The sequence below is a fragment of the Streptosporangium sp. NPDC000509 genome, from assembly GCF_042898365.1.
Classification (GTDB): domain Bacteria; phylum Actinomycetota; class Actinomycetes; order Streptosporangiales; family Streptosporangiaceae; genus Streptosporangium.
In genome coordinates this window covers 1-21,226 of the sequence record NZ_JBIAYX010000005.1, presented here as the reverse complement: position 1 = coordinate 21,226, position 21,226 = coordinate 1, and the positions used below count along the sequence as shown (strand labels likewise).

General features: G+C 69.7%; 13 protein-coding genes, 1 tRNA gene and 1 pseudogene. 4 read left to right on the top strand and 11 right to left on the bottom strand.

Features of this window, described 5'->3' with window-relative positions; all coding sequences use genetic code 11:
• Positions 1 to 539: 539 nt before the first annotated feature.
• The 4 genes from ACFY3D_RS10815 to topA form a co-directional block, all read right to left on the bottom strand.
• On the bottom strand, positions 540 to 1,721 hold the full coding sequence (locus ACFY3D_RS10815; RefSeq protein WP_389977612.1) for a DNA polymerase III subunit delta': 1,182 nt from the start codon (positions 1,719 to 1,721) through the stop codon (positions 540 to 542).
• A 29-nt stretch (positions 1,722 to 1,750) separates the two neighbouring features.
• Positions 1,751 to 3,811: a dTMP kinase gene (gene tmk / locus ACFY3D_RS10810; RefSeq protein WP_389977609.1), complete on the bottom strand. Its 2,061-nt coding sequence runs from the start codon at positions 3,809 to 3,811 to the stop codon at positions 1,751 to 1,753.
• 298 nt (positions 3,812 to 4,109) lie between these two features.
• Positions 4,110 to 5,543, bottom strand: coding sequence for a metallophosphoesterase (locus tag ACFY3D_RS10805; RefSeq protein WP_389977606.1), 1,434 nt, complete (start codon positions 5,541 to 5,543; stop codon positions 4,110 to 4,112).
• A 326-nt stretch (positions 5,544 to 5,869) separates the two neighbouring features.
• Positions 5,870 to 8,524: a type I DNA topoisomerase gene (gene topA, locus ACFY3D_RS10800; RefSeq protein ID WP_389977603.1), complete on the bottom strand. Its 2,655-nt coding sequence runs from the start codon at positions 8,522 to 8,524 to the stop codon at positions 5,870 to 5,872.
• Between the two features lie 157 nt (positions 8,525 to 8,681).
• On the opposite strand from topA, the gene ACFY3D_RS10795 reads away from it, so the two are divergent.
• Positions 8,682 to 8,867, top strand: a complete 186-nt coding sequence (locus ACFY3D_RS10795) for a DUF5703 family protein (RefSeq protein ID WP_084195129.1) — start codon at positions 8,682 to 8,684, stop codon at positions 8,865 to 8,867.
• 218 nt (positions 8,868 to 9,085) lie between these two features.
• Here the strand turns inward: ACFY3D_RS10795 and ACFY3D_RS10790 are convergent, their stop codons facing one another.
• From ACFY3D_RS10790 to ACFY3D_RS10780, 3 genes are all read right to left on the bottom strand, one after another.
• Positions 9,086 to 11,317 carry a chaplin family protein gene (locus ACFY3D_RS10790; protein ID WP_389977601.1) on the bottom strand — a complete coding sequence of 744 codons (2,232 nt, stop codon included), beginning with the start codon at positions 11,315 to 11,317 and terminating at the stop codon, positions 9,086 to 9,088.
• 243 nt (positions 11,318 to 11,560) lie between these two features.
• A complete protein-coding gene (locus ACFY3D_RS10785) occupies positions 11,561 to 12,049 on the bottom strand; it encodes a hypothetical protein (RefSeq protein ID WP_389977598.1) in 489 nt (162 codons plus the stop codon).
• Between the two features lie 250 nt (positions 12,050 to 12,299).
• Positions 12,300 to 13,607: a M20/M25/M40 family metallo-hydrolase gene (locus ACFY3D_RS10780; protein WP_389977595.1), complete on the bottom strand. Its 1,308-nt coding sequence runs from the start codon at positions 13,605 to 13,607 to the stop codon at positions 12,300 to 12,302.
• Positions 13,608 to 13,775: 168 nt separating this feature from the next.
• Between ACFY3D_RS10780 and ACFY3D_RS10775 the strand changes: the two genes are divergently transcribed.
• A tRNA-Leu gene (locus tag ACFY3D_RS10775) sits at positions 13,776 to 13,861 on the top strand.
• Between the two features lie 1,001 nt (positions 13,862 to 14,862).
• Here the strand turns inward: ACFY3D_RS10775 and ACFY3D_RS10770 are convergent.
• From ACFY3D_RS10770 to ACFY3D_RS10760, 3 genes are all read right to left on the bottom strand, one after another.
• Positions 14,863 to 15,822, bottom strand: coding sequence for a Rieske 2Fe-2S domain-containing protein (locus ACFY3D_RS10770; protein WP_389977592.1), 960 nt, complete (start codon positions 15,820 to 15,822; stop codon positions 14,863 to 14,865).
• A gap of 13 nt (positions 15,823 to 15,835) precedes the next feature.
• The gene (locus ACFY3D_RS10765) at positions 15,836 to 16,105 is read right to left on the bottom strand and encodes a hypothetical protein (RefSeq protein WP_389977589.1); all 270 of its coding nucleotides are present in this window, start codon (positions 16,103 to 16,105) and stop codon (positions 15,836 to 15,838) included.
• Between the two features lie 172 nt (positions 16,106 to 16,277).
• Positions 16,278 to 17,504: a monooxygenase gene (locus tag ACFY3D_RS10760; RefSeq protein WP_389977586.1), complete on the bottom strand. Its 1,227-nt coding sequence runs from the start codon at positions 17,502 to 17,504 to the stop codon at positions 16,278 to 16,280.
• Between the two features lie 663 nt (positions 17,505 to 18,167).
• Between ACFY3D_RS10760 and ACFY3D_RS10755 the strand changes: the two genes are divergently transcribed.
• Positions 18,168 to 18,860, top strand: coding sequence for a response regulator transcription factor (locus tag ACFY3D_RS10755; protein ID WP_389977583.1), 693 nt, complete (start codon positions 18,168 to 18,170; stop codon positions 18,858 to 18,860).
• Positions 18,857 to 20,308: an ATP-binding protein gene (locus tag ACFY3D_RS10750; protein ID WP_389977580.1), complete on the top strand. Its 1,452-nt coding sequence runs from the start codon at positions 18,857 to 18,859 to the stop codon at positions 20,306 to 20,308. Before ACFY3D_RS10755 ends, ACFY3D_RS10750 begins: the two co-directional genes overlap by 4 nt.
• Before the next feature lie 205 nt (positions 20,309 to 20,513).
• Here ACFY3D_RS10750 and ACFY3D_RS10745 read toward each other — a convergent pair.
• Positions 20,514 to 20,825 (bottom strand): annotated as a pseudogene (locus tag ACFY3D_RS10745) (MMPL family transporter); the annotation flags it as partial.
• Between the last annotated feature and the right edge of the window lie 401 nt (positions 20,826 to 21,226).

Genomic DNA, 21,226 nt, shown 5'->3' with positions numbered 1-21,226 from the left:
AAATAACCTATTTTGCCGGTTAATCTTAACGACCCGTACTCGTACTTTGAGGTGACTTAGCGATGAATGGTTCCACCTAATCGGAAACAGACGGATAGCGACTACTTGATGAGGGTTACCAACTACCCTCCTACCAGCAGATATTCAGTCACCGACCAGGAAAACTGGAAAATGTCCGATGTCGGCCAGAGCCTTCCCCGAACGGCCCCGGCCCGGGTGTCGCGACGAACGAGCGAGCATCGCGCCGTCGATCCGCGCCCCGGGGACGGCGGGCGGTAATCGGGCCCTCGCGGCGTGGAACCGGCCCCGTGGACGGAGTCCCTGAAAGCGGCACCCCGAGCCCCGCGCGATCTCACAGCCGGGTCCGCCGGCCCCGTACAACCGGATAAGACCGGTCCGGAATCGACCCGGTACGACGATCAGGGCCGGTTCATAGCTGGTTCAGGACCGATTCAAGCCGGTTTAAGCCGGTTCGGGCTGGTTTAAGCCGGTTCGGGGGCGGCGAACCCCATCCGGTACGGTCCGGGGACGGCCGAGGCTCAGAGCCCGGGCCGGTGCAGCGAGATGGTCATCGACTCCACCGCCATCTGCGGACTGACGTTGGACGCCAGTCGCCTCCGGCAGCGCATGATCGCGTCGATCCTGCGCAGGGTGTCTTCCGGTGTGGAGGCACGGGCCAGTTCGTCCAGGTCGGCGCGGCGGTCCTCACTCGCCAGCTCCACGTACGCGCCGAACTGCACCGCCAGCACATCGCGGTAGAACGCCACCAGGTCGAGCAAAGCGGCATCGATGACGTCGCGCTTGGTACGGGTCGCCCGGGACTTCTGGCGGTCCTCAAGATCCTTGAGCGCCCCGGCGCCGCCGCGGATCAGGCCCCTGTTGAGCCCCTTGCCCGTGGAGCCCTCTCCGTAGGCCTGCCGCAACTCGGTGATCTCCGACTCGTTCAGCACCGCGGTGACCGCGGCGGCCTCGTCCTCGGCGGTCTTCACCAGCCGCTCGGCGGCCATCACGCAATCCCCGACACCGGTCAGCGACCGGGGGATGGACAGCACCGCCTCGCGGCGCGCCCGCGCGTCCCCGTCCAGGGCGAGCCTGCGGGCACGGTCGATATGCCCCTGGGCGGCCCTCGCCGCGAACTCCGCCATCGCCGGCGGCACGTTCTCACGGGTGGCCAGCACGTGGGCGACCGCCGCGGTGGGCGGGGTGACGAGCGTGACGATCCGGCACCGGGACCTGATGGTGATCATCATGTCGTCCGGGGAGGGCGCGCAGAGCAGCCACACCGTCCTCGGCGGCGGCTCCTCGATGGCCTTGAGCAGCGCGTTGGACGCCCCCTCGGTCGCCCGGTCGGCGTCCTCGAACAGCACGACCCGCCAGCGGCCCAGCGTCGGCGCCCCGGCCGCGCGCAGGATGAGCCGCCGGGTGTCCTTGATGCCGTACGAGAGCCCCTGCGGGCGGACGATCTCCAGGTCGGGGTGGGAGCCGACCGCCACCTGGTGGCACATGTCGCAGTGGCCGCACCCCTGGTCCGGGCAGAACAGCGCGGCGGTGAACGCCCGCGCGGCCTCCTCACGACCGGATCCGGGCGGCCCGGTGAACAACCACGCGTGGGTCATCCCGGCGCCGCGCCCCCCGGCCAGCAGATCGGCCCCGGCCGCCGCCGCCCGGCGGAGCGTCGCGGCGGCCCGCTCCTGCCCCACAAGATCGTCAAAGACTCCCACGCCCCCAACCTACCGCCGGGGACGCGGGCTCAGTCGCGGATCGCGGGCATCGTCCCGGTGACGTCCTCCGACTCCTGCGGCACCGGGTCGGGCAGGATCTCGCGGATCCGGTCGTGGACGATCGAGGAGATCTGGTTCTGGGGCAGGGTCCCGTCGACGACCAGGTAGCGGTCGGGCTCGGCGGCGGCCAGTGCCCGGAACTCACGGCGGACGCGCTCGTGAAACTCCAGAGGCTCCGACTCGATGCGGTCGGCGGCCCCGCCCAGCCGGGCCAGCCCCACCGAAGGCGGGGTGTCGATGAGCACGGTGAGATCGGGAACGAGCCCCCCGGTGGCCCAATTGTTGATCATCGTGACGTCCTCGGTGTCCAGGGCACGGCCCGCGCCCTGGTAGGCGAGCGACGAGTCGACGTAGCGATCGGAGATCACCATCGAACCCCGGTACAGCGCCGGGCGGATGACCTTCTCCACGTGCTCGGCCCGGTCCGCCGCGTACAGCAGCGCCTCGGACCTCGCCGACAGTCCCTGGTGCACGGCGTCGAGCAGGATCGCCCGCAGCCGCATCCCCACCTTGGTCGAGCCGGGCTCACGGGTCTGCACGACGTCGAAGCCCTGGTCGCGCAGCCAGATCGCGAGCAACCTGGACTGGGTGGTCTTCCCCGACCCCTCACCCCCCTCGAACGCGATGAACATCCCGCGCCCCTGCTCGGCGCTCTCGGGGGCGAAGCGCTCCCCGCGCACCGCGGCGAACAGGTCGGCGACGATCGAGACGCCCCTGCGGTCGTCCATCTGCCGCAGCGCGACGATCCCGACGATCACCGCGAGCAGCCCGCCGACCAGCAGGACCAGGTTCGAGCCGTCGAACCGGTAGACCGGCTCCAGGCCGACCCTGATCTGGCGTTCGCCGAACAGGCCCGCCAGGGTCGGCGCGACCGCGACGACCAGCAGCAGGGTCACCCGGGCCAGCGACTGCAGGAAGGAGAACGTACGGCCCCGCAGGCTGTCGTCCACCTCCAGCCCGATCATGGTGTAGCCGATGATCCAGGCGATTCCCGCGCACGCGCCGAGCAGCACGGTCAGCAGGACGACGATCACCAGGTTGTGGACGAGGGCGACCGCGACGAGGACGAGCCCCGCCACCACGATCGACAGGCCGAACAACCTCCGCCGCGACAGCTCCCTCAGCAGCCTGGGCCCGAAGAACATACCGGAGGCCATACCGACGAAGACCGCGCCGAAGACCACGCCGTACGCCGCGTCACCGCCGCCCAGCGCCTCCACGTAGATCTTGGCCACCCCGACCACCGCGCCACCGGCGGCGAACGCGCCCAACATGCCGATGATCAGACCGCGGATCAGCCGGTTGCCGCCGACGAACCGCCAGCCCTCGAAGATCTGCCGCAGCACCGACGGCGTGGAGGTGGCCCGCGCTCCGCTCTTCGGGATGTCCTTGAGCGAGAAGATGATGACGGCGGAGACCAGGTAGGCGAGCGCATTGATGAACAGCGCCAGGTAGGTCTCGCGCTGGGCGAGGAACGGCACCAGCCTGCCCAGGACGTCGTCGGCGACGGAAAGCAGCGCGAACAGCAGCGCGGCGACGGGCGCCGTGCCGTACGTGACCAGGAGGTTGAGCTGGTTGGCCTCCTCCAGCCGCTCCTTGGGCACCAGGTTGGGCACCGTGGCGTCCTTGGCCGGAACCCAGAAGAGGTTGACGCACTCGACCAGGAACGTTGCGATGATCACCCACTGGTAGCTGCCGACCAGCGGGATCGACAGCACCAGCGCGAAGCGCAGGAGATCGCAGAAGAACATCGTCAGCCGCCGGTCGAACCGGTCGGCGAACGCCCCCGCGAGCGGCCCCAGCAGGATGGCCGGAAGCATCTTCGCCACGAAGACGCCGCCGATGGCCAGGCTCTGAACCTGGTAGCCCGACGCCGCGGTGAGATTGCCCGCCAGGGCGGTCAGCGCGAGGAGGTTGAGCCAGTCTCCCAGGCTGCATACCGACATCGCCGTCCACAGCTTGCGGAACGGGGCGTTGGCCAGCACGTGGGGGGTCTTGCGTCGCGCGGTGCTCCGGCCAAGGGTGGTCATAGTGTCAGCGTATCCAGATGCTCGCTGGGCTTGGGAAAACACGAGCCAGGCGGAAATACCCGGCTGCCCGTCGCACGAGGGTAATACGCCGGCACCGCCCCCCGCAGGTCACACCCGCGAAAAGAGGCGCTCGGTACGACTGTTTCCAGAGGTGCTGCCGTTGGAGCTCCCAAAGATTTCTCCGCTGGAATTTCCGTAGGTGCTCGCCACGGACTCCCGGAGGAGCACTCCTGTCCGAGTTCCCCGGGTGCTCACCGCGGACTTCCTGAAAGGTGTGCCCAAGACCGGGTGTCCGGGGTCACTCGTTCCGGACTTCCAGAAGAGTGATCTCGGGCGGTGCGCCCACCCGGACCGGCGGCCCCCAGAAGCCCGCGCCCCGCGTCACGTAGACCTGGGTGCCGTCCACCTCGCCGAGGCCGGAGACGACCGGTTGCTGCATCGGGATGACCAGGTTGAACGGGACCATCTGGCCTCCGTGCGTGTGCCCGGACAGCTGGAGGTCCACGCCGTACGTCGCCGCCTGGACGGCCTGGACCGGCTGGTGGGCGAGCAGGACGGTGGACCGGGAACGGTCACGACCGCCCAGCGCCCGCTCGAAGTCGGGACCGTCACCCGAGACGACACCGCCGAGATCGTTGACCCCGGCGAGGTCGAGAACGGCCCCCCGGTGGGCGATCTCGACGCGCTCGTTGCCGAGAGGGCGGATGCCGAGCCCGCGCAACTCCTCGATCCACTCCTGCGGACCGTTGGCGGTGTAGTACTCGTGGTTGCCGGTGACGAAGTAGGCGCCGTAGCGGGATTCGAGGTCCTTCAGCGGCACGGCCAGCGAGCCGAGTTCGGCCACCGTACCGTCGACCAGGTCACCGACGACGGCGACCACGTCGGCCTCCAGTGAGTTGATCATGCGGACGAGGCGACGGGCGTGTTCCGTGCCGGTGAGCGGCCCCAGGTGGATGTCGCTCACCACCGCGAACCGCAGGCCGCTCAGGCGCGGATCCAGTCTGGGCAGGACGACCTTGACCGGTTCGATCACCGGGTCGCCGAGAGCCGTCCTCACCCCGAACCCGACCGTTCCCAGCGCCCCCGCCCCGGCGGCGACCGCCGCCGTACGGGCGATGAACAGCCTCCTGCTCATCCCTGCCGGGCCGTACGGCCCTCCTGGGAACCCTCCGTCGCGCCGCGCGTCCCCGGCACCCGGAACGACGATCACGCCACCGATCTCGGTCCCCGGCTTCGAACTCGCCTCGGCCCTCCTCCCGGACCCCGCCTCGAACCCGGACCGACCGTCGGCATCGGACCGGTCGGCGACATCGGGCCGAACGGCGGGCACCGACCGGGCGGCGGGCACCGGCTGGGCGGCCATGAACGCGGTCCGCTTCCCCCGAGCGTCGGTCGCGTCCGGCGGAACCGGGCGGCCCTCCGCCCGCCGCTCCGTCCATCTCAGGACCAGCAGGGCCACGCTCCTGGGAATCTCCAGGATCACCAGGAACACGAAGAGGTAGAACATCACCGCGATCCAGAAGAACCCCGGCCAGGCCAGGAAATGGCCCCACTCACTGCGGGAGGCGACCAACGTCACCGGGGCGAGCACGGCCAGGGCGACGAGAGCCCACGTCAGCACCCGGCGGGTCCGGCCGGGCCTCGTGGTCGAGCCGATCAGGCGACGCCACAGGTAGAAGTGGACCAGCGTGATCGCGCAGATGACCAGCGACACGAAACCCACAACCGTCACTCGCCCCTCCCGCGCCCACCGGCCGTTCCCGGTGCGCTCCGAAGAACGCCCGGGCCGACGAATGCGTTCCCGGAAGCCGGAAGTTCAGAAACCCAGAAGGGTTCCGGTGCCCGGAAGCTCAAAAGCCAGGAAGCCCCTAAAAGCCCGCGAGCCCCCGAAACCCGGGAGCCCGCAGGCTCCCCAAAGCCCAGGAATCCAGAAGTCCGGATTCCCGAGGCTCAGGAGCCCCGAAGCTCCCGAAAACCCGGAAGCTCAGGTGCCTGAGGGCTCCAACGACCCGAAGCTTCCAGGTGCCTGGAAGCTCCCGAAACCCTGGAAACGGGACGTCAGGCCTTCGCCTTGGCACGGGTGGTGCGGGGACGCTTGGGCGCCGGGCCGCGGGCGCGACGGTCGGCGAGGAGCTCGGCGGCGCGCTCGGTCGTGATCTGCTCGACCTCGTCACCCTTGCGCAGGGAGGCGTTGGTCTCGCCGTCGGTGACGTACGGCCCGAACCGCCCCTCCTTCACCACGATCGGCTTCTTGGAGACGGGATCCTCGCCCAGCTCGCGCAACGGGGGCGCCGCCGCGGCCTGCCTGCCCCTCGCCTTGGGCTGGGCGAACAACTCCTTGGCCCGCTCAAGGGTGATCGTGAACATCTCCTCCTCGGACGCCAGCGAGCGCGAGTCGGTGCCCTTCTTGACGTACGGGCCGAATCTGCCGTTCTGGGCGGTGACCTCCTGGTCGTCGATCACCCCGAGCACGCGGGGCAGCGAGAGGAGCTTCAGGGCGTCTTCCAGGGTGACGGTGTCCAGGGACATCGACTTCAGCAGCGAGCCGGTGCGCGGCTTGACGGCGTCGGCCTTCTTGGTCTTCTTCTTGGCGCCGTCGGCCGGCGGCGCCTCCTCGGGAAGGATCTCGGTGACGTACGGGCCGTAGCGGCCGTCCTTGGCCACGATCACGTGCCCGGTCACCGGGTCCTTGCCCAGCTCCCTGTCACCCGTCGGACGGGAGAACAGCTCCTCGGCCATCTCGGCGGTGAGCTCGTCGGGCGCGAGGTCCTCCGGCACGTTCACCCGGGCGCCGTCGCGGTCCAGGTACGGACCGTAGCGACCCACCCGGATCATGATGTCGGTGCCCCTGATGGGGAACGAGCTGATCTCCTTGGCGTCGATCTCACCGAGGTCGGTGACCAGCTCCTTCAGGCCCTCGTCGCCCTCCGCGCCGAAGTAGAACCGGCGCAGCTCGGGCACCCGCTCCGCCCGGTCGTTCGCGATGTCGTCGAGGACCTTCTCCATGTCGGCGGTGAAGTCGTAGTCGACGAGGTTTCCGAAGTGCCGCTCCAGCAGGTTCACCACCGCGAACGCCAGGAAGGACGGCACCAGGGCCGTGCCCTTCTTGAAGACGTAACCGCGGTCCAGGATCGTCCCGATGATCGACGCGTACGTCGACGGGCGGCCGATCTCCCGGTCCTCCAGCTCCTTGATCAGCGACGCCTCGGTGTATCGCGCGGGCGGCTTGGTCGCGTGCGCCAGCACGTTGAGCGCGGACGCGGTGAGCGGGTCGTTCTCGGTGAGGTTCGGCAGGCGCTTCTCGGAGTCGTCCCGGTCGGTGGACGGGTCGTCGGCGCCCTCGACGTAGGCCTTCAGGAAGCCGTGGAAGGTGATCGTCCGGCCGGAGGCGGTGAACTCGGCCAGCTCGCCCGAGCTCGACGTGCCGTTCACCTTGACGGTGACCGACTCGCCGACCGCGTCCTTCATCTGGGAGGCCACGGTCCGCTGCCAGATCAGCTCGTACAGGCGGAACATGTCACCGCTCAGCCCGGTCTCGCCCGGCGTGCGGAACTCCTCGCCCGAGGGACGGATCGCCTCGTGCGCCTCCTGCGCGTTCTTGACCTTGCTCGCGTACACGCGCGGCTTGTCGGGCACGTACGCCGCGCCGTACAGCTTGATCGCCTGGCTGCGGGCCGCCGCGACGGCGGTCTCCGACAGCGTGATGCTGTCGGTTCGCATGTAGGTGATGAAGCCGTTCTCGTACAGGCGCTGGGCGACCTGCATGGTCGACTTCGCGGAGAAGCCCAGCTTGCGGCTCGCCTCCTGCTGCAGCGTGGTCGTCCTGAACGGCGCGTACGGCTTGCGGGTGTACGGCTTGCGCTCGACGGACTTGACCTTGTACGAGACGCCGGCGAGGCGCCCGGCCAGGGCACGGGCCGCCTGCTCGTCCAGGTGGAGCACGTCGGCGCTCTTGAGGGTGCCGTTGCTCGCGAAGTCACGGCCCTGGGCGACGCGCTTGCCGTCCACGCCGGTCAGCATGGCGGTGAACTCGTGCGGGATCTCGTCGCGGCCGGTGTCGAGCAGTGCCTGCAGGTCCCAGTAACTCGCGCTGGTGAACGCGAGGCGCTCGCGCTCGCGCTCCACGACGAGCCGGGTCGCCACGGACTGCACCCGCCCGGCGGACAGGCGGGGCTTGACCTTCTTCCACAGGACCGGGCTGACCTCGTAGCCGTAGAGGCGGTCGAGGATGCGCCGGGTCTCCTGGGCGTCGACCAGCCTCAGGTTCAGGGCGCGGGGGTTGGCCACCGCCTCCTGGATCGCCCGGGGAGTGATCTCGTGGAACACCATGCGGTGGACCGGCACCTTGGGATTGAGCACCTCACGAAGGTGCCAGGCGATCGCCTCGCCCTCGCGATCCTCGTCGGTGGCGAGATAGAGTTCGTCGGCGTCCTTGAGCAGCTGCTTGAGCTTGCTCACCTGCGCCTTCTTGTCGTGGTTGACGACATAGAGCGGCTCGAACTCGTGATCCACGTTGACACCGAGGCGTGCCCAGGACTCCCCCTTGTACTTCTCGGGGATGTCGTCGGCCTTCTCAGGGAGATCGCGAATATGTCCGATGCTGGACTCCACGACGTAGCCGCGGCCGAGGTACCCGGCGATGGTCTTCGCCTTGGAAGGCGACTCGACGATCACCAGGCGGGTTCCACCGGCGTTGCCGTTCTTGGCTGGCACGCTGCTTCCTACCTCGCTGTTCGCATTCGTTCCCCGTTTTCTTCCCCTCGGGTTACCCGGTCTCGACCGGGAACACTCCCAAGGGAAGCCGCAAGGACGCAGAATAAAGCCCTATGAGTGTCGACGTCCCCCAGCTCACCCTCGGAGACTAATCGCTGTGCTCGACTACTCCTACTTGGTCCTCCACCTTCCGCGTGGCACATCCCGGGACGCAGCCCGGCGGATACTGACCGAACATGCAGAATACGGCGACTGGGAGCTCGACCGCCTGCGACTGTATCCCGACGGCCGCCGAGACGTTCGACTGCGCCGAAAGATAATACGTGTGACCAGGACGATGTGACTCCGGGTGACTCCGGACATGGCTTTGCCCGCTCCGGGCCGCGCCCCCGGAACGGGCAAAGCTTCGGTGCCTCGCAGGCCGAGCGGACGCCGCGCCACGAGGGCGCGGTCGTCCTGTCTCGCCGCCTTCGAGGCGTTCAGGCGCCTTCCTCAGCGGCTCTGGGAAAGCATGTCCAATGGGTTACTAATGTCTTACTTCTCGCCTTGCTTCCCGTTCCCCTACTTCTTGCCGAAACGGATCCGGCGGGTGGTGCCGAAGACCGTCGCGGCAGCCGCGGCCAGCGCACCGACCAGGAGAGTGACCAGAGAACCGACGTTCATCCCGGTCACGCCGACGGGCTGGGCCGCGCTCATCAGGCCCAGGTCACCGACCGGCAGGGCTCCGGCCGGGGTCGAGGAGGTCAGGTCGGCGACGGGAGCCGACAGCGAGCCCTTTCCGGCCTTCGTGGCCCGGTCGCCCACCTCGCTCGCGGGCGCCGCGGGAACGGCGGGGGCGGCGGGGAACTCGGGCAGCCTCTCGGCGGCAGGGAAGCGCGACCGGTCCGCGGTCGTCGACGACATGCCGGAGGCGGACGCCTGTCCGGCCGCGCCGCCGAGAGCCGGGACGGCCGGGAACGCGGGCAGCAGACCGCTCGTCCTGTGCTTGCCGGGCTTGGAGTCCCAGTCACCGTGGCCCTTGCCGTAACCGCCGTGCCCACCGTGCCCACCAGGGCCGCCGTGGCCACCGGGGCCACCCCACTGGCCGCCGCCCGGACGCCCGGACGGGCCGCCGACGCGGGAGCCTCCGAGGCAGCCCGCGGCGGCGTCGCCCAGAACCGCCACGGCGTTGCCGCAGATGTTGATCGGCGCGGTGATCGGCGCCACCACCTGGTTACCGCCCAGCACCGAACCCCGGCCCGAGGTGCGGTTGCCACCGGCACCCGTACCCGCGCCCGCACCGCCCGAGACCGAGGCGCCACCCCTGCACCCGGCCGCGGCCTGGCCGAGCACGCCGACGGCGTTGCCGCAGACGTTGATCGGCGCGGTGATCGGCGCCACCACCTGGTTACCGCCCAGCACCGAACCCCGGCCGGACGTGACGTTGCCGCCCGCGCCGGCGCCACCGCCCACGACGGACGCGCCACCCTGGCAACCGGCGAACGCCCCGCCCAGGACGGCCACCGCGTTGCCGCAGACGTTGATCGGCGCGGTGATCGGCGCCACCACCTGGTTACCGCCCAGCACCGAACCCCGGCCGGACGTGACGTTGCCACCGGCGCCACCCGCACCGCCACCCCGGCCCGTCCCGGCCGACGCCCCTCCCGGGCAGCCCGCCGGGCCGTTGCCGACGCTGTTGCCGCAGACCTCGGCGGGGGCGGTGATCGGCGCGACCACCTGGTTGCCGCTACCGGCGCCGAAGCGCCCGTCGGTGTCGTTCCCCGGCCGGCCGTAGCCCCCGGGACGGGGACCGCGCTCCCAGTCGTCGCCGTGGCCACCCGGACGCGGGCCGTGGTCCCAGCCGCCACCGGGACGCGGCCCCTTCCCGTGGTCGCCGTGGCCGGGTCCGCCGTGACCGTCAGGCTTACCCGGCCATCCCGGACCACCCGGGTGTCCAGGACCGCCGGGGTGCCCAGGCCCACCGGGGTGACCGGGACCGCCAGGGTGGCCAGGACCGCCAGGGTTCCTCGGGCCACCGGGACCTCCCGGGCCACCCGGGCCACCGGGCGTGCCGCCGCCGACCTCGGCGCCGCCCTCGCAACCGGAGAAGGCCTCGCCGACGACGGCGACCGCGTTGCCGCAGATGTTGATCGGCGCGGTGATCGGCGCGACGACCTGGTTGCCGCCCAGCACGGACCCCCGGCCGGACGTGCGGTTGCCACCGGCTCCACCGGCACCGCCCTGGCCGCTCACCGAGGCACCGCCCCGGCACCCGGCGGTCGCCCCGCCGAAGATCGCGAAGGAGTTGCCGCAGGCGTTGATCGGCGCGGTGATCGGCGCGACCACCTGGTTGCCGCCGCCGATGCTGTGGTCGCCGTTCGTACGGTTGCCGCCGGCCCCGCCGCCGCTCCCGCCCTCGTTCCGCACCGAGGAGCCGCCACGGCAGCCCGCCTCGGAGCGGCCGAAGACCGACACCGCGTTGCCACAGGCGTTGACGGGTGCGGTGATGGGGGCGACGACCTGGTTGCCGCCCAGCACCGAACCCCGGCCGGATGTGCGGTTGCCACCGGCGCCCGCACCGCCGCCGTCGCTCTCGACGGCGGCGCCGCCCTCCGAGGAGGCGGACGACTCCCCGGCCACGGCGGCGGAGTTGCCGCTGATGTCGATCGGCAGGGTGATCGGGAGGTTGACCTGGTTGCCGCCGCCGATCGAATGGTCACCGTCGGTGTCGGCGAAGGCCGTACCGCCGCCCATCGCCATGACGCCCAGTGCGAGCAGTGCCGCGGGGGCCGTACCCGTAACCCACGTACGCATTATTGAAGCTCCTAGCATTTCGGGGGGGACCTGACCCTCGTGAGGGTGTGCGAGGCCATGGGAGGGCCGGAAAGGCCCGCACAGCGGAGGCCCCGAGGGCCGTCACGAGGAATGGCAATTGCCTTTTCTTCGGCCTGCTGATCGCTCACCGAACGGAGCGGTTCTCCTGGGGACGGAGGATGAAGGCAGGCTCCGCGACCGGCGGATCACCAGAAAGGGGATGGGCCGGTCCGCGAGACGCGATCAGTCAGGAGAGAAAGAAGGGTCGTCCGCCGCTGTGCGGACGACAGGGGGAAGCACGAACGCGGGCGGGACACGCTGCGTCGTCGGCCGCGGGTCGTAGGCGAACCACGCGACATCCCCCGGACCCGGCCCTGGGGTGCCGGATCCACTACCGCTCTGGGGCACGAATCCGTTCGCGCCAGAGCCGTGCTCGACGGGGGCGGGCGCCGGGAACTCCGGCTGGGACTGGCTGGTGAGCCCGTCCACACCTCGCCCCGCCATGGCCTCGGCGTTTTCCGTCGCCGAAGGCCCGCCGCCGACCGTGGGGAAGACACCGGCCCCGAGGGCCGGTCCGGAGGCGGCGGTGTGAGCTGTGTGAGGGGTCTGGGAGCGGGCCTCTCCTGTCGTCGCGGTGGCGTCCGCGACCGCGGGAGCGGCGCCGAGGAGCCCGAAGACGACCGCGAGCAGCCATGCGACGGCCAGGAGACCGCCGATGGCGAGGGCTCGCATGAAACCCCACCGAGTGCCGGCCGCGAACCGCGCCATCCGGTCAGCCCGGCCGGGGATCGTGTCGTCGACGGGAGGAGTCACGGGCGCGCGTCGAACAGCGGGCGATGACGCCCTCCACTGCTCGTGCGGCACGCGTGCCACGTGACCTCCCCAAACTCCTGGACGGGCCCGCTTGGACGCGGACCATCCCTCAACGGAGAGTTACGGTAGCACCACACCGAGTCAACTCAACGGTTTTCCCGGTAAAGGCTCAGCAGCCGTCCAGGAAACGGTCAAGGACCCGGACCCCGAACCGGAGCGAATCCACCGGAACCCTCTCATCGATGCCATGGAACATCCCGGAGAAGTCCAGGTCGGCGGGGAGCCGCAGCGGCGCGAAGCCGAATCCCCGCATGCCCAGCCTGCTGAACGCCTTGAGGTCCGTGCCCCCCGACAGCGTGTAGGGCACGGCCAGCGCGCCCGGGTCCTCGGCGAGGAGCGCGTCGGCCATCGCGCGCACCAGCGGCCCGTCGAAGCCGGTCTCGATGGCGATGTCGTGGTAGACGAACTCCCTGGTCACGTTGGGGCCGAGCAGCTCGTCGAGCGTCTCGAAGAACTCGTCCTCGTATCCCGGCAGGAAGCGGCCGTCCACGTGCGCGGTCGCGGTCTGGGGGATCACGTTGGCCTTGTAGCCCGCCTCCAGCATCGTGGGATTGGTGGTGTTGCGCAGCGTGGCGCCGATCATCCGGGCGAGCGGCCCCAGCTTGGCGACGGTCTTCTCCGCGTCGTCCAGGTCGAGTTCCAGCTCCAGGACCCTGGAGGTCTCCTCAAGGAACGTCCTCACCGTCCGCGTCATCCGGACCGGCCACTCGTACCGGCCGATGCGGCCCACCGCCTCGGCCAGCTCGGTGACCGCGTTCTCCGCGTTGAGCATCGAGCCGTGCCCGGCCCTGCCGGTGGCGGTCAGGCGCATCCAGGCGATGCCCTTCTCGGCGGCCTCGATCAGGTAGAGCCTGCGCGCCTCGTCGATGGAGACGCTGAACCCGCCCACCTCGCCGATCGCCTCCGAGCACCCGTCGAACAGGTCCTTGTGCTCCTCGGCGAGCCACTGGGCGCCGTACTTGCCCCCCGCCTCCTCGTCGGCGGTGAAGGCCAGCACCACGTCCCTCGGCGGCCTGCGCCCCTCGGCGAGCCGCTGCCGCACCACCGCGAGGATCATCGCGTCCATGTTCTTCATGTCGACCGCTCCGCGCCCCCAGACGCAGCCGTCGGCGATCTCGCCGCTGAGCGGGTGCTGGGTCCAGTCGGCGGCGTTGAAGGGGACGACGTCCAGGTGGCCGTGGAGCAGCAGGGCGTCACGGGAGGAGTCCTCCCCCGCGATGCGGGCGATCACGTTGGCCCTGCGGCTGTCCGACTCCAGGATCTTCGGCTCCAGCCCGACCTCCGCCAGCTTCTCGGCCACGTACTCGGCGGCGGCACGCTCACCGGGCCCCGAATTGTCGCCCGCGTTGGTCGAGTCGATCCTGATCAGGTCGCGGCACAGCCCGACGACCTCGTCCTCAGCGTTGATCGCCGTCATGGTGGACTCCTTGGGGTTTCGGTACGGCTTCCGTCTCCCATCCTGCCGCCGAGCGCCCCTTCCCGGCACCCCGCCCGCACCTGCCCTCTTACCGATATGACGGCGGCTCAAGAGTTTGCTAACCTAAGTCCGCCGACGCGGGATGACGGTCCCACGTGCAGGCACCACGTCCGGGTGGCGGAATAGGCAGACGCGCTAGCTTGAGGTGCTAGTGCCCTTTGCGGGGCATGGGGGTTCAAGTCCCCCCTCGGACACAAACCGGTCACCTATGGGGTCCTGGTCATGTGTAGACGTGACCAGGACTTTCTGTTTTGACGGGTGGTAGATCAGCCGCAGTCCGATGTTCGCGTAGATCTTGGCCTTCCGGATCGGGTCGGCATTCGAGAGAACTCGCACCATGTCTCCAAGCCTGTGCGTGATCTCCGCCAGCTCATCACGCCCCATCCGCCTCTGAGGCAGTACGTGCGCGCGGCCGAGGCGTTGCTCGGCCGCGGTCTTGCGGACAAGCTCTTCCTGGATCCATCCAGCGACGAGCGCCGGGTCGGCGCCCGCCTCAAGGGCAGCCCGATGCTGGGCGAGCTTCTTCTCGGCCTTGGCCTTCTGCCTGGTCAGCGCCGCGTTCTCCTTGCGCAGCCGCTCCAACTCCAGTTACTCGGGCGTCTTGCGGACGCGTGGCGAGGTGGCCGGGTTCGAGGTCAGCTCACCGTTGTCCCGTTGGCGCCGCCACAGTTGGACGCTGGAGTCATACAGGCCTTCCCGGCGCAGTACCGCGCCCTTGTCCCCGCCGGGGCGGCCTCGTACTCCGCGACGATCCGCAACTTGTACTCCGCCGAGAAGTGCCTCCGCTTGGGCCGGTCGCCTCGGGGGCCGTTACCGCGCTGAAGGTCGTGGCTGGTCATGGTCACTGTGCTCGATATCCATTCTCGCCCTACTCATGCCAGTTAAGGAATTTAGTTCCTTTTTGTCTCACTTGAGCCTGACACGGAGGGGTTCGGCGACCTCGGCGCCGAAGCGTTTGGTGACATCGGCGACGGCAGCGGCCCGGTCGCACAGCGGGCCGGATTCGTCGTGGCGCAAGGTAGTTCGATCGGAGCCTGCACCACCGGTGTTGCCAGCGGTTTGGTGGCGGCGGTGCCGTCGGTGAGGCGCAGCCGGACTCTGGACTTGTCGGTCTCGCCGCTGCGGCCATCGCTCAACTTCGACGGTATTTCCGGCGCCATCCCTTTGGGACGCTTGACACCGGGCTTGGGTCCGGTTATGCGGTGGTGACCTGCCCGTCGACGACTTGCACTGGCACGTTGATCAGGGGTTTTGTTGCCGGCCCGCCGGTGACTTGGCCGTTGCCGTCGAAAGTGGAGCCGTGGCATGGGCAGCGGAAGCCGGAGCCTGCGGGCGTGATGGGGCAGCCCTGGTGTGTGCAGGTGGCGAGGAATGCCATGAAGGTGTCGGTCGAGGGGCGTAACAGGTATGCGGCGGAACCGTTCGGTGTGGTGAAGCTTGTCGACGAACCGACGGCGACGGCAGAGACCGCAGCGATCACTGTCGGGGAGTTCGTTCCTGGGTCTGTTGGCTGGCTTGGTTTCGGGTTGGTGGTGGTGCGACGGGTAAGGGCGATGACGCCGCCGCCGAGGGCGGCGGTCGTCGCGGTGATCAGGCCGCCCCAGAGCAAAATGCGTCGCTTGACGTCGCCTGGGGTGGAGTTCGGCTGGCGACGACGGCGTATCGCGGCGCGCAGGCGGGCCGTCGTGGAGAACAGGCCTGCGTCGCCGGCAACCAGCAGCGGGGTCCAGGCGGCTGCGAAGACGATGTCGGCGCCGAAATAGTACGGGCGGGTCGTCCAGCTCACGGTGAGGAAGAAGCTCAGCGCGAGGAGAAACCCGCCGAGTGCGGCGATGTGGGTGAACAGCCCGAGCAGAGTACCCAGCCCGACAGCGACCTCGCCGAAGGCGATAACCAGGCCGGTGACGGTCGGGTGTTCGGCCGCGAATGACACCAGCGGGCCGATCGGGGAGGTTGTCGCGGCGTGCAGCATCTGAGCGTGGACGCCAAGGGGTGAGGTGTGGTCCAGGTAGTGGGTGTCGAGGATTTTGGAGAGGCCTGCATAGAGGAATGTGCCGCCGAGGAAGACGCGTAGCGGCAGGAGCGCCCAGATCGGTGTCCGTAGTGGCGCATCGGCCCGTGGCGTTGTTTCGCCGGGGGAGGGCGTGGGGGACAAGAGAAGTCGCCTTTCATGTCGCAGGTGTGGCGACGAGAATCCCGGTGCACATTTCGTCGCTGGTGCCGTCACCCCACACGACGTATCGCAGCGGGAGTTTTTTCAGCTGCGGCAGGAGTTTGCGCAGCCCGGCGTCGTGGGTGCAGGTGACCCGGAGGTTGTCTCCGGCCTTGAGGACGAAGAGAGTGCCCAACTGCTCGTATTTCTGGTCGTCGAAGTTGAACGACGGCACGTCGAGAATGGTGTGGGCATCGGTGGGGGCGGGGTTGACCTCGACCTTCATGGAGCGTCCGAGCAGGTGATCGACCGCTCCGCTGCCGGGTCAGCCGCCCACGTCACCGCCCGTCCGACCGCCACGACGCCGCACGGGTGTGAGTTCAGTGCGGACATGTGTGAACTCAGAGCTGTTTTTCGGCTTGTTGACCTCAGTGAGCTCACACACGTTCGACGCCTCGTCAGGACTTGCGGGGGGAGACCGCCATGATGCCAATGCACATCTCGTCGCTGGTGCCGTCGCCCCACACCACGTAGCGCGGCGGCAGCTTGCTCAGGTGCGGCAGGCGTTTGCGCAGCCCCGCGTCGTGCGTGCACGTCACCCGCAGGGTGTCTCCCGGGCCGATCTCCACCGGCGACGGCAGCTTCATCAGCCGCTGGTTGTCGAAGTCGAACTGCGGCACGTCCAGCACGACCTTGGCCTTCGGCGTGCCCGGGTTGAGTTCGACCTTCATGGCCCGCCCGAGCATGTGCATGTGGCCGAAACCGGCGAACAGCGTCATCGGCGCCTCCACCTTGTGGTCGCAGGTCTGGGTGTCACCGGGCTTCGGCGCGCCGCCCTGGTTGCACTCCTCCACCTGACGGTCCGCCATCTCGCCGACATCCGGCCCGAACCGCTTCGTCACGTCCGCGATCGAGGCCGCCCGGTCACAGAGCGGACCCGACTCGTCGGCGGCGCAGGGCAGGTCGGTCGGCGCGTCGAGCGACCACGTCTCGAGTTCCCGGGTCTGCGGCGTGCCGTCCGTCAGCCGCAACCGCACCGCCGAGCGGTCCGACCCGGCCGACTTGCCGTCGGTCGCGAGCAGGTTGTAGTGGATCTGGAGGACGAGCAGGCCGCCCGGCTCCAGCTTGTAGCCGGCGTCCTGGTCGAGCAGCGTCTCCTCGGCGCCCGGCGCCCAGGTGTCCACCCACGCCGCTTCCCCTTCTTCCACCTCGGCGCCGTCCACGCCGGTCCCGCCGAAACACTGCCAGCCGAGGCCGGGGGTCTTCGCGTCCTTCTCGCGCACCGCGGCAGCGCCGCCCGGCGGCACCGCGTACACGATGGCGTGGTGTGCGATGGCGACGTTCTCCGGCGTGAACTGGGTCCCGGTCAGGAACGCCGCCTTGGTCAGCCCCGGATCGATCATCTGGCACCGGTACTCGTCCGTGCCGCCCTCCGGCGGCGCGGGCGTGTATGCCTCGGCCATCTTCAGGTCGACGAACCGCTCGCCGGCGCGCAGCGGCTGCGGTGGAGCCGACGACCCGCTCGCGTGCGCGCCGTGCGATCCGGTCGCGGCGGGCGCCGCACTGTTGTCGGCGTCCGACCCGCAGGCGACGACAGCGAACGCCGTCGCCAGCACCATGGTGGCCGCCCCGAACCTCAACCGCCCGGGCGGCGCTTTCCCTGACGGCGCTGCGTCGACTGCCATCACTAGCCTCCTACATACGGGTTGCATCGCTTATTTGGATGCCTACTTCCTACCGAGCGAACCTGAAACGAACGTTAGAACCCGTCCTTAAACCGTCGCGATGCAGAGGCCGGACGGATGCTCGACGGCCGACGCTGTCGCATATGGCTCTCGTCGCCCCGTTCGACCGGCCTTCAACAGGTCCAGGACCTTACGACGAAACTCAGGGGGATATCTCTTCGACATGCCGACCTCTCCAAGGGGGCGGAGGCATGCAAGTCAACCAAAGCGACTCCACGAAAGCCGGAGTACATCAGCCAGGGCGATACCGGCCAGCGTGGTCGCCAATGTCGTGGTCACCACACGGGAGACAGGTCTGGTCTTCATCAGTCACGGACTCCTTGCGTTCGTTCAGGCCACTGCCCTGACATGACCACCACGCTAGGAACTGCGGCCCTGCGCCACGATCAAGCAGGCGGGCCGACCGATGGGGGTGCACTCACCCCGGAACGGATAGCGCCTGCTGTACTGACCGGGCTCCGGCCTCAAATGCCACGAGTGCGGTTCACCCCAGGCCGGCCGCCGGCATCAGAGCGCGATCCCCAGCGACGCTCTAATCCTGGCCTCAGGTTGATCGGGGACAATGAGCGGCAAAAACATCGACTGGAAGGGGGCGGGGCCGACGTGCGGATCATGATCGCGGATGATGAAGCGGCCATCCGTGACTCGCTGGAGCGGGTGCTCCAGGTCGAGGGTTACGACACCAGCACCGTCGCCAACGGTCTCGCCGTGCTCGACGGGGTCGGTGGGGCCAGCGGCGACACGCTGGATCTGCTGATCCTCGACGTGATGATGCCCCGCCTCGGCGGGTTGGAGACCTGCCAGCGGTTACGGGCCGCGGGTCGGGATCTGCCAGTGCTGATGCTGACCGCCCGTGACCAGGTCTCCGACCGGGTCACGGGGCTGGACGCGGGCGCCGACGACTACCTGCCCAAGCCGTTCGCCACCGAGGAGTTGCTGGCCCGGGTGCGGGCCCTGCTGCGCCGGCGCGCGCCGACCGACGGGGAGTCGCAGATCCTGTCGTTCGCCGACGTCCGGCTCGATCCCGACAGGTTCGAGGCGTGGCGGGGCGGGCGGCCGCTGCGCCTGACCCGGACCGAGTTCTCCCTCCTGCAGGTCCTCATGAGCAACGCGACCCGGGTCTTGACCCGCGACGCGCTGTTCGAGGCGATCTGGGGCTTCGACATGAGCGCCACCGCCAACAACCTCCAGGTATACGTGAGCTACCTGCGCCGTAAGATGGAGGCCGAGGGTGAGCCGCGATTGATCTACACGCTGCGCGGCCTGGGTTACGTGCTGCGGGAGACTCCTCCGTGAGCAGGCCCGCCGGCCGGGAACCCCGCCGGCTGACCCGATGGTGGCGCCGGCGGTCCCTGCGGACCAGGCTGACGGTGATCGCGGCGACGGCCATCGCGGTCAGCGTGTTCGTGGCCTTCCAGGTGGCCAGCGAGCTACTGGACTGGGAGCTGCGGGACACCACCGAGAATCAGCTGCGCGCCGACTCCCGCGTCCTGGCGACGAACGCGCAGCGCGCCGGTCTGGCGCAGGTCCGGCTACCGCCGTATCCCGGATCCGGTCGCCTGGTGCGGGTCATCCTGCCCGACGGCTCGACCCGGACGCCGGCCGGCCAACCCGCGCTGCCCCCCGTCAGCGAGCACGCCGGGCGCGTGGCGCAGGGCGCGTCGGCCGACCTGATGGAGTCCAACGACAGCGACGAGGACGGCTACCTCATCTACACGCTGCGGGCAGGCGACGGCGCGGTCCAGGTGGCCCAGGTCGCCGACGACAGCCCGATCAACCAGTTCGGGTTCGGCATGCTGCTGATCGGGCTGCTCTGCGTGGCCGGCGGCACCCTTGTCGGGCGGACCGTGGCACGGACCGGGCTGGCACCGATCGACCGGCTGACCGCCGCCGCGGTACGTGTCGCGCACACCCGGGATCTCGACGCCGACATCCCGGATGAGGGCGGCGGGGAGATCCGGCGGCTGATCCAGTCGATCAACGACATGCTCGCCGCGCTCCGGGACTCCCGGCGGGCCCAGCGACTGCTCGCCGAGGACGCCGCCCACGAGCTCAAGACCCCGCTCACCAGCCTGCGCCTCAACGCCGAGCTGCTGATCCGGCTCGATCGGCGCGGCACCCTGGACAGCGCACTGCCAGCGGAGAGCCGGACCCGGCTGCTCAACGATCTCGGCGCCCAGGTGGCCGAGTTGGGCACCCTTGTCGCCGAGCTGACCGACCTGGCGCGCGGTGACGTCAGCGACGAGAGCACCGAGGTGCTCGACCTCGCCGACGTGGTGGTGGCCGCCGCGACCCGGGCGCGTTCCCGCGTGCCCGACATCGAGGTCGTGCTCAACGTGACCTCCGTGTGGGTGAGCGGGCGTCCCGCTGCGCTCGAGCGGGCGGTGCTCAACCTCATCGACAACGCCGGCAAGTGGTCCCCCGCGGACCAGCCGGTCCAGGTCCGGCTCCGTGCCGAGGACGCGTCGGCGGTGCTCGAGGTCGACGACGCCGGACCGGGCATCGACGCCGCCGACGTACCGCGGGTGTTCGACCGGTTCTACCGTGCCGACAGCGCCCGGGCGTTGCCGGGATCCGGTCTGGGGCTGTCGATCGTGCAGCGGGTCGTCGACGCCCACGGCGGCCGGGCCACCGTCGCCCGCTCCGCACGCGGTGGCGCACTGCTTCGGGTCGACCTTCCGGCCGCGGCCCCGCCCGCCCCGATCGCGCGGCTCACCGCCGGGGAGGACGCCGCGGCGCGCTGACCCGCCCCGGCGGCGCGGCGCAGGACAAAGGACGGCGGCCCTCGGGCACGGCCCCGCGCGGCTCACCGTCGGGGCTGGACACCGCGGTGCGCCGACCCCAGCCCCGGCGTGTGGCGCAGGATCAAGGGCGGCGACTGTCGGGCCCATGAGAAAAGTCCGGGACGGGCCTGGGTCCCCGTCTCGGATCTCGTCCGTGCCGCCGCGCTCACCGTTGCAGCGCGGGCTCCTCGTCGTCGGCGAGCGGCTGTTGACCGTCCGGCAGCTTTGCCGCTGGACGGGACGGCCGGCTCGGCCACCAGATCCGGCGGCCGATCAGCAAGGTGAGGGCGGGCACCAGGACCGACCGCACCAGCAGGGCGTCGAGCAGCACGCCGAAGGCGACCAGGAACCCGACCTCGATCAGCATCACCAGCGGAAGTGTGGCGAGGACCGCGAACGTGGCCGCCAGGACCAGGCCTGCCAAGGTGATGACTCCACCGGTGGCGGAGAGGGCTTTGAGCATGCCCTCTCTGGTGCCGGGGTTGCGGGCGGATGATGCGGCGCCAGGTCTCCTCCAGGTCCGGATCCAGCACGACGATCCGTCACCGGCTGCTTCTTGGGAACGCCCCCTTGCCCGACACTCTGGCCGCCCTGGAAGACATGGAGGCCATTCTCCGGACCGCACATCGCCCCTGACATCACGGCCGACCCCGGACCCCTCGCCAAAGAGGCTCATCACGGAAGAGGGTGTAGTCGGGGTCCGTCGGTTCTCGAGGTCGCCCGCACTCCTGTCCGGGCGCGACGAGACGTGTGCCGGGGAACGGGCTATGAGCCGTCGTTGCCGTCGCGCAGGGAATGGATCATGCTCTGCAGGATCCGGAACGCGTCTGACTGCTCGGTCTCGGTCATGCCGGCGAGCATTCTGACCTCGACGGACCG